The 9079-nt window shown below is 35.1% G+C and carries 9 protein-coding genes; 3 read left to right on the top strand and 6 right to left on the bottom strand.

The window, feature by feature from the left end; all coding sequences use genetic code 11:
- Positions 1 to 82: 82 nt before the first annotated feature.
- The 6 genes from B0A80_RS19605 to B0A80_RS19580 all read right to left on the bottom strand — a co-directional run bounded on the left by B0A80_RS19605 (position 83) and on the right by B0A80_RS19580 (position 6327).
- A complete protein-coding gene (locus B0A80_RS19605) occupies positions 83 to 1120 on the bottom strand; it encodes a hypothetical protein (RefSeq protein ID WP_089078390.1) in 1038 nt (345 codons plus the stop codon).
- A 191-nt stretch (positions 1121 to 1311) separates the two neighbouring features.
- Positions 1312 to 2430, bottom strand: coding sequence for a DNA polymerase III subunit beta (dnaN, locus tag B0A80_RS19600; protein WP_026109975.1), 1119 nt, complete (start codon positions 2428 to 2430; stop codon positions 1312 to 1314).
- Positions 2431 to 2538: 108 nt separating this feature from the next.
- Complete coding sequence (gldG, locus tag B0A80_RS19595; RefSeq protein ID WP_089078389.1) at positions 2539 to 4224, bottom strand: gliding motility-associated ABC transporter substrate-binding protein GldG; 1686 nt, start codon at positions 4222 to 4224, stop codon at positions 2539 to 2541.
- Positions 4224 to 4949: a gliding motility-associated ABC transporter permease subunit GldF gene (gldF, locus tag B0A80_RS19590; RefSeq protein ID WP_089078388.1), complete on the bottom strand. Its 726-nt coding sequence runs from the start codon at positions 4947 to 4949 to the stop codon at positions 4224 to 4226. Before gldF ends, gldG begins: the two co-directional genes overlap by 1 nt.
- Before the next feature lie 90 nt (positions 4950 to 5039).
- Positions 5040 to 5336 (bottom strand): putative quinol monooxygenase, encoded by a 297-nt coding sequence (locus tag B0A80_RS19585; protein WP_089078387.1) that lies wholly within the window; start codon positions 5334 to 5336, stop codon positions 5040 to 5042.
- Between the two features lie 163 nt (positions 5337 to 5499).
- A complete protein-coding gene (locus B0A80_RS19580; RefSeq protein WP_017496395.1) occupies positions 5500 to 6327 on the bottom strand; it encodes an SAM hydrolase/SAM-dependent halogenase family protein in 828 nt (275 codons plus the stop codon).
- A 239-nt stretch (positions 6328 to 6566) separates the two neighbouring features.
- On the opposite strand from B0A80_RS19580, the gene B0A80_RS19575 reads away from it, so the two are divergent.
- The 3 genes from B0A80_RS19575 to B0A80_RS19565 all read left to right on the top strand — a co-directional run bounded on the left by B0A80_RS19575 (position 6567) and on the right by B0A80_RS19565 (position 8994).
- Entirely contained in the window at positions 6567 to 7517 is a 951-nt protein-coding gene (locus B0A80_RS19575; protein WP_017496394.1) for a PhoH family protein, read from the top strand.
- A 145-nt stretch (positions 7518 to 7662) separates the two neighbouring features.
- Positions 7663 to 8025: a DUF1801 domain-containing protein gene (locus B0A80_RS19570; protein WP_089078386.1), complete on the top strand. Its 363-nt coding sequence runs from the start codon at positions 7663 to 7665 to the stop codon at positions 8023 to 8025.
- Positions 8026 to 8163: 138 nt separating this feature from the next.
- Complete coding sequence (locus tag B0A80_RS19565; RefSeq protein ID WP_089078385.1) at positions 8164 to 8994, top strand: Cof-type HAD-IIB family hydrolase; 831 nt, start codon at positions 8164 to 8166, stop codon at positions 8992 to 8994.
- The last annotated feature ends 85 nt before the right edge of the window (positions 8995 to 9079 follow it).

The following is a 9079-nucleotide window of genomic DNA, read 5'->3' as shown; positions in this document are numbered from 1 at the left end:
TGGTTTTTCTTTAGAAAACAAACCCGACAGGTTTTTAAAACCTGTCGGGTTTATATGTAATAAGACAAGAAAGAGAAAAATTTTATTTTGACTTGGAATTCATTTTTTTTACAATTTTTTCAAGAGATTTGATTTTTTTATTTTGTTCGATGGTGTAAAGTGTAAGTTCTTCTATTTTTTGAAGGAGTTTCATTTGAAATTCTTTCATGTTTACTCCATTTTCTGCCATTTCTTTTTCAGAAGCTACCTCTGGGAGGTGTTTATTTGTTTTGATGAATTTTTCTAAATTGTTTAAATTCATTAGTTTATAGTCGTCTTTGAATACAAAATCGCAGCCATTTACTGATTCAACTTTTATTTCTTGTGCTCTGATTGTTCCGCAGACGTCTAGTTTGTGTGTCGGTGAGTAAGTTCCTATTCCAATGTTTCCACCATTTGGAGCAAGCAGTATATTTTGTTGTGAGGTTCCTGGTTTTACACTTTGTAAATAGCCTGCAGAGTATCTGTCATCATATCCCATATATAGAAATTGATTTGCTGTTGCACTTTTTAATTTAAAAGTGCCAATTTCATAACCTGCTTGTGATGTGCCCTCAATTTCAAGTTTACTGGTCGGATTAATAGTTCCAATTCCTATGTTTCCGCCAGATTTGAGATATAAAGGGGTTCTAATTCCGGTTTCACTAAATGAAAGATCATTATCGCTTGAAGTAATGTCCCATATTTTATTGTTATTATTAAAAATTACACCGCCATTTTTTACACCAATTTGTCCGGCAACAGTCAAAGTGCGATCCGGGTTATTTAATCCGATTCCAATATTTCCACCGTTAGGAGCGAGCAATATATTTTGTTGTGAAGTTCCTGGTTTAACACCTTGCAAGTATCCGGCGGAATAATTGTCGTCGTACCCCATGTAAAGAAATTGATTTGCTGTTCCACTTTTCAATTTAAATGTACCGATTTCATACCCAATTTGTGATGAACCATCGATTTCAAGTTTTGTTTTTGGATCGAAAGTGCCAATACCTACATTTGCAGTAGTTGTTGTGCCGTTCCATTGGGCATGGATAGTTGCGATACAGTTTAATAAAAACAGGGTAAGTAATTTTTTTTTCATGGGATTTATTTTTGATTTTAATTGATTTTTGTTAGGTTTTGTGTAAAATAAAAAACCGCAACTCTTTTTGGGAATTGCGGTTTCTAGGTATAAAAAATGGTTGGTTAATAGCGATGTTGTATTTTTTTTACAATGATATGTCTTTAATTTGAAACTAAAAAAGATCTCTGTAACAAAAAGAAGTTTTGATGTTAACTATTTAACATTACCGGCATTACTAACATCGTAACAGTTTCTCCTTCTTCTAAACCGTCTACCGGAGTTAGGATACCTGCTCTGTTAGGTAATGACATTTCTAACATAATCATATCGGATTGTAAGTTAGTCAGCATTTCAGTTAAAAAACGGGAGTTGAAACCAATTTGAAGATCATCTCCTTGATAATCGCAAGTTAGTCTTTCCTCTGCTTTGTTAGAGTAGTCGATATCTTCTGCAGAAACGTTTAATTCAGCTCCGGCAATTTTTAATCGAATTTGGTGTGTCGTTTTGTTAGAGAAAATGGCCACACGTTTCACCGAGCTTAAAAACAAAGAACGGTCAATCATTAATTTGTTTGGATTTTCTTTTGGAATTACCGCTTCATAGTTAGGGTATTTTCCGTCAATCAAACGACAGGTTAAAATATAATTGTCAAATGAGAAAGTCGCATTTGAATCGTTGTATTCAATTTTTACTTCAGCATCAGAAGTTCCCAGGATACTTTTTAAAATATTCAAAGGTTTTTTAGGCATGATAAAATCGGCTACCTGAGATGCTTTTACATCTGTACGGGCATATTTTACCAATTTATGAGCATCTGTCGCTACGAAAGTTAATCCTTCTGGTGAGAATTGGAAGAAAACTCCTGACATTACCGGACGTAAATCATCATTTCCGGCGGCGAAAATAGTTTTACTTACAGCAGTTGCCAAAACATCAGCAGGAACAAGTGTTACAGATGGCTCTTCAAGACTTACCGATTTTGGAAATTCTTCTCCTGCAGCGTATGCTAAAGCATATTTTCCTGAGTTTGAACTAATTTCGACGGTATTGTTTTCTTCAACGGTAAAAGTTAAAGGTTGTTCCGGGAACGTTTTTAAAATTTCAAGTAAAAGTTTAGCCGGTACAGCAACACTTCCTTTACTTGTAGAATCGATTGACAACGTAGCAGACATGGTAGTTTCAAGATCTGAAGCCGAAACGGTCAGTTCGCTGTTGTTTAGTTCAAATAAAAAGTTGTCTAAAATTGGCAACGTATTGTTACTGTTAATTACACTACCTAAAACTTGTAATTGTTTTAATAAGTACGAACTCGATACTATAAATTTCATCTCTATTGTTTTATTTTTTTGCTCTTTTCTCTAGTCTTTTCTCAACTAAGATAGGTTTTACAAATATATCGTAAACAATCTTAATTTGTGCATTTTTTTTATTAACATCTAGTTACTGTATTTTCTTTTTCGGATGTAGGTAAATGCCAGTCCGAAAATCAATAAAATTAGAATTGGAAGTCCGATAGTTATGAATTGCGTGAGCGTGTAATTTTCATAAACTTTCTCTTTGTCTAATAATGGCAGACTGACATCTTTACTTCTAATGTTAATAAGTCCTGTATCGTCTAATAAATAATTAATACAGTTCATCATAAAATCTTTATTATCGTAAAGGTTTCCGGTATGCTGATCATAGCCCAATTCAACCGGCATCATATTTTTGTCGAGTTGATTTCTGGCCAGATCCCCATCAGCTATTACGATCATTTTGTTTGGTTTTCCTTTTGCTAAAAACGAGTTTTCTTTGAAAGGCAAAACACGATTTTCAAAAGCGGAGTGGAAGGATCCTTCTAATAAAACCGAAAGCGGAATATTTCCTTTGTTTGCATAATCCTGCGGAGTCGTTTTTTCGGTAACGCTGTTTAAAGTAATGGGAGCCGGAGTTCCGATTGCTTTTGAATAAGGAGAGGATTGTAGTAAAACTGTCTTTTTGATTCCGTTTTTTAACGTATCAATCGGACTGGCGAAATCAAATTTGATTCCCCCCAGATTTTTAACGATCGGATGTTGACTGCTCGGCTGCACCAGAGGAGCGTATTTCCATATAAAATCCTGGTATTGTGTAGCGCTTCCTTGTTCGCCTGTAGCAAGTTTAAGCGGACTTCCTTGTTCGTCCTTGATCAGATCAGGATTGATTCGGATTCCATATTTAAAAAACATATCGTTAAGATTCAGATCTCTGGGATAAGCCAGAGTCGCTCCCGCCTGGTTGTACAAGCTGTCCATATCGGCGGCAACCTGGTCAATTAACCATAAAGTTTTGCCTCCATTCATGATGAATTGGTCTAAAACCTGTTTTTCCTCATCCGTGAACGTTTCAGTTGGCTTTGAGATAATGGCTAAGTCATATTTTTTTAAGGCAGCTAAAGTTCCTGTTGGGTTTTGTCCCACAGAATCTAAGGTAAACGGACCAATATAATAGCTTTCACGAATTTGCTGCAGCATTTTGGCAATGTGAATTTCGTTCAGTTCTCCATTTCCTTTTATAATGGCAACCTTTTTCTGCCTGTCTTTGCTAATTTTATTGATCGCATCTGCAATCGAATATTCTAAATGCTGAATTGATCCGATTACTTTTTGCGTTGTTGAAGCTCCCATGATGTTTTTCAACAATGGTATATTAACTTCTTTATTATTGTAAACTGCAACAGCCCAAGGAAAAACCATAGCTTGCGATTGTTTTCCTTTATCGTCGACCGTGATGTTTATAGGTGTAAGACCTTTTTGATACAGCGATTTAATAACGTCCATGCTTTCGTCTTCATTTTCCAGAGGATTAACGAATTCAAAAACAATATTGCTGTTGTAGGCCTGAAATTCTTCCAGTAACTGACGAGTCTCTTGCTGAAGACGTTTGAAGTCCGGCGGAAGCTCACCCTGCATATAAATTTTAATCGATAGCGGATTCTTTACCTGTTTTACGATTTGTAATGAAGTTTCAGATAGAGTGTATCGTTTGTCTTTGGTTAAATCGAATCGGTGAAAGAATAAGCTTCCCAATACATTTAAAGCGATTAAAACAAAAACGGTGATGCCTAATGTCTTAATATTTTGTTGAGTAGATGATTTCATTACGCTTTAAAAGATTTTAATTGATAAACAGTAAACGACAGAAACAATGCGGTGATGCTTAAAAAATAAATCACATCACGAGTATCGATTACACCGCGGCTCATACTTTTAAAATGGTCCTGCATTCCAAATACTGAAACAATAGCAGAAGATCCCGGAATCAGTGATGCGAGTCCTTCAAAACCAAAATAAAGAATAAAACACAGAAAAACAGCTATGATAAAAGCAACGATTTGATTTTCGGACAGGGTAGAAGTAAAGATTCCGATTGCCGAATAAGCAGCAATTAAAAACAATAGTCCAAAATAAGAACCGATAGTACTTCCCATATCAATATTTCCTTCGGGAGCACCTAAACTTGAAATGACTTTCACATAAATAAGTGTTGGAACGATGGACAAAACAATTAATAAGAAAGAGCCCAGAAATTTTCCGTTTACAATTTCCCAGATCGATAAAGGTTTGGTTAATAATAATTCCAGTGTTCCCTGTTTTTTTTCATCAGAAAAACTTCTCATGGTAACGGCCGGAATCAGGAAAATCAGAATCCACGGAGCCAGGGTGAAAAATGGCGTTAAATCAGCATAACCCGAATTTAAAATATTGTAGTCGCCCTCAAATACCCATAAAAATAGTCCGTTGCTGATTAAGAAAATGGCAATGACCAAATAACCTATAGGAGAGCCAAAAAAGGATTTTATTTCTCTTAAAATGATTGATTTCATGTAACTTAATTGTTTGTTTTTTTGTTTCAGGTTTCAGGTTTCAAGTTCATACACATAACATGAAACCTGAAACTTGAAACTATTTTTTATTTAGTTCAGACTCACCAGCTTATCCACACTCCAGGCTTCGGGTTTGGCGTTGAAAAGTTTTTTGGTGAAATTCCAAACCGTATTAAAGAGTTCAGATTGTCTGTAATTTTCTAAATCTTCTTCAGTTTCCCAGTAGCTGTAAGTGAAAAATATGCATTTATTATTTTTATCCTGATACAACTCTAAAAAACGATTTCCATTCGCTTCCCGTATTTTATTTTTCACACTTTCGAAATTCTCCAGAAAATCAGGGATTTTCTCTTCATGAAAACTCATTTTTACTATTCGAACAAACATATTTCAATTTTAGATTTCTGATTTTAGATTTTAGATTATGGATATCTCAAAAACTAAAGGTGCGCAAAAATACCAAAATTGATTGTTCTTTTGATGAAAAAAAATAAATTCGAAATTTTACGTATTTTAAGTTTGAAATTCCAGATCTGAAATCCAAAAAATATTATAAAAACTTAATCGTAATTACATCTCTGTAATTTAATCCTAAAAGGCTGTTCGCTGAACCCACTTTAGACGGATTGCTTCTGAAAATGGCGATTTCAAGGAATCCGGCTTCGTTAAAAATAGCCAGTTTCTCTCCTTCGTAAGTTTTTATGGGGTATTTATCCGAACTAGCAATGGCAGAGTAATTGGGTAAAATGGTTTTGATACTTTTGGGTTTCATTACAATTTCATAAGCCCGACCTTTTGCAACTTCTGTAAACTGCCTTTTCGAAATATTGGTTACTACGTTACCGAAATGGTCAATGTAAATCACGTATCCTTTTATAGAGTTGTTGTCGCCGGCAACTACGGGCTGTAACTCTGTAATTTGCTTGATTTCTTTGATTTCTTTGCCAATAACATTAAGTAAGCCGCCTTTAGAAATGTGACAGGCCACCTTAATAAAAATATCCAAATCGCTAAATTCGCTGGGAAAGCGGTCGTGTATATTGATGGCTACAATTTTTTGCGGAACAATTTTCTGCGTAAGCATACTCAAAATACCATTATCAGCACAAATAAAGTAATGATCGTTCCATTGCATGGCAATATGCTGATTTTCTTTATTGCGTTCGATATCTACTCCAATTAAGTGAACGGTTCCTTTTGGGAAACTCAAATACGACGCGCCAATAACGTAACTCGCTTCGGCTGTGTTGAATGGGTCGATGTCATGCGAAATGTCAACAAGTGTAACTTCCGGATATTCCGATAGTATTTTACCCTTTAGTGAACCAACAAAGTGGTCCTTTAAGCCGTAATCGGTAGTGAGGGTAATTATTGACATAATTTTGTTTATAACTATTGGTAGTATTTAAATCTAATTTTCATTAAATTTGAGAAATGCAAAGCTAGTAATAGTAATTGCAAAAATGAAGAAATGAAAAGACAAATTGCAATTATTGGCCAGAGTTTTCAGTCTCGGTCACACCAGCCGAAAACTCCCGCCGAAACTGCGACGAAAAAAAGACCCGACAACTACTGATTTATAAAAACTGATTTATTTTTAATTTAAAACTATCTCATTTGAACGAAAGAATTATTGAGCTCATAGACATCGCTCCAAAAGACTTTTGGGGTGCTCAGGATACGCATCTTGAAATCATTAAAAAGTATTACCCAAAGCTTAAAATAGTAGCGAGAGGGACCACTTTGAAGGCATTTGGCGAGAAAGAAGTTTTAGATGAATTCGAAAAAAGATTCCAGAGGCTTATGCTTCATTTTACCCGATATAATAACATTGACGATAATGTGATCGAACGGGTAATTATGAGCGATGGACAAGATGAAAAAAAAGCATACGATCATGACAAAATATTAGTTCATGGTGTTGGCGGAAAAATCATTAAAGCCATGACGCCTAACCAGCAGTTACTGGTAGATACCATCAAAAAAAATGATATGGTATTTGCCGTTGGACCTGCTGGAACCGGAAAAACGTACACAGGTGTTGCAATGGCGGTAAAAGCACTTAAAGACAAAGAAGTAAAAAGGATCATATTGACGCGACCGGCAGTAGAAGCAGGTGAAAACCTGGGATTTTTACCCGGCGATATGAAAGAAAAACTTGATCCTTACATGCAGCCTCTTTATGATGCGTTGCGCGACATGCTTCCCAACGAAAAGCTTGAAGATTACATTTTGAAAGGAATTATTCAGATTGCACCATTAGCCTTTATGCGTGGGCGTACACTTGATAATGCTTTTGTAATTCTGGATGAGGCACAGAACACGACACATTCACAAATGAAAATGTTCCTGACCCGTATGGGAAAAAATGCCAAATTTATGATTACAGGTGATCCTGGGCAGGTCGATTTGCCACGCAGAACTATTTCCGGTCTGAAGGAAGCGCTTTTGGTACTGAAAGACATTGAAGGTATCGGAATTATTTATCTCGATGATAAAGATATCGTACGTCACCGATTAGTCAAAAAAGTAATTGACGCTTACAAGCAGATCGAAAATCACGACTAAGTTTAATTATAGTGAAATGTTAAATGTAAATCGTAAAATGTGTTTTAACATTTATTAATATTCGTTTTATACCTAATCTTTAATGAGAGAGGTGTAAAACGAATATTTTTTTAATAAGATATGCAGGTTTTAAATTAAATGGGGAATGAAAGAAGTTGATAATTTTTACGAAAAACAAGAAGAACCCGGGAAAGGAGTCTTTTTGGCCTTAAAAGAGATTATCTTAAGACAGGACAAAGAGATTACTCATGTTTTAAAATATGGGATGCCTTTCTTCTGTTATAAAGGGAAAATGTTTTGTTACTTATGGACGCATAAAAAACACAAAAAACCGTATATCGGAATTGTAGAAGGAAAACACTTTGATGAACCTTTTCTACTTCAGGAAGCCCGCTCCAGAATGAAAATTATGCTTTTTGAGCCTGAAGAAGATTTACCTGTAGAAAGAATTGAACAAATTATAGGACAAGCCCTCCATTTATACAAAACCGGAATTATTAAAGTTTGAATATTTAAAATGGAATAGTTAACGTAATAGTTAAATATATAATAAACTTGCTGTTTTTGAAGCTTTCGAAGTGGGTAATTTTTGCTCTTCTGCAAGCAAAGCCGTAATTTTGTCATTCATAAATACCTGAATTTTAATATGACGAAGCTTAAAAATATAAAAGTTGTAGTAACCGATTTAGACGGAACGTTACTCAACCCTCAACACAGAATATCAGATTATACCAAATCCATTTTTCAGGAACTTCACCATCAAAATTATCTTATTATCGTAGCAACAGGCCGTCATCATTTAGATGCGATGGCTATTATTGAAACACTTGAAATTCCCGTTTATCTGGTGAGTTCAAACGGAGCAAGGATTCATTCTCCTGAAAGAGAAGAGCTTTTTGCGTTCGATTTAAAAAGTGATGTGGTAAAAGCGGCTTTAGATGTCGAGATTGATCCTGAAATTACAGTGGTTTTGTTCAAAGAAAACGTTTGGCAGACAAATAGAATTAATGAGCGATTAAATGCTTTTCAGGCCGAATTAAAATACCGCCCTGAATTGGTAGATTATAAAACTCTGGAGGATTTTGCAGCCATTAAAATCTTCTTCTCGCATGAGAATCATGAAAAACTGGTAGCTCTAAAAGAGGCGATTTTGGCAAATTCATCCAGTGATTTACACCATGCATTTAGTTTGCCAACCTGTTTGGAATTCATGGACAAATCGGTTGATAAAGCTGTAGCAATTCAGCGTGTTTTAGAAAAAGAAGGCTTTTCTTTAGAAGAGGCAGTCTCTTTTGGTGATGGTTTTAACGATGTACAAATGTTATCTGCAACCGGAAAAGGTTTAATTATGGGTAATGCTCCGGCCTTACTAAAGGAAACTTTGCCTGATCTGGAGGTAATTAAAACCAATGCAGAAGACGGTGTTGCGAATTACATCGCTTCTAAGATTTTGAATAAAGAATTCGTAATGGATTAAAAATAAGAATTTGCTGTATTGCTTTTTAGTTTTAAACAGTTTTACAATCAAAGAATCTGAAAGTCTTCAAAATATGTTTTTGAAG

Origin of the sequence: Flavobacterium tructae (genome assembly GCF_002217475.1) — a bacterium.
Classification (GTDB): Bacteria; Bacteroidota; Bacteroidia; order Flavobacteriales; family Flavobacteriaceae; genus Flavobacterium; species Flavobacterium tructae.
This window is presented reverse-complemented; position numbering and strand designations above follow the sequence as displayed.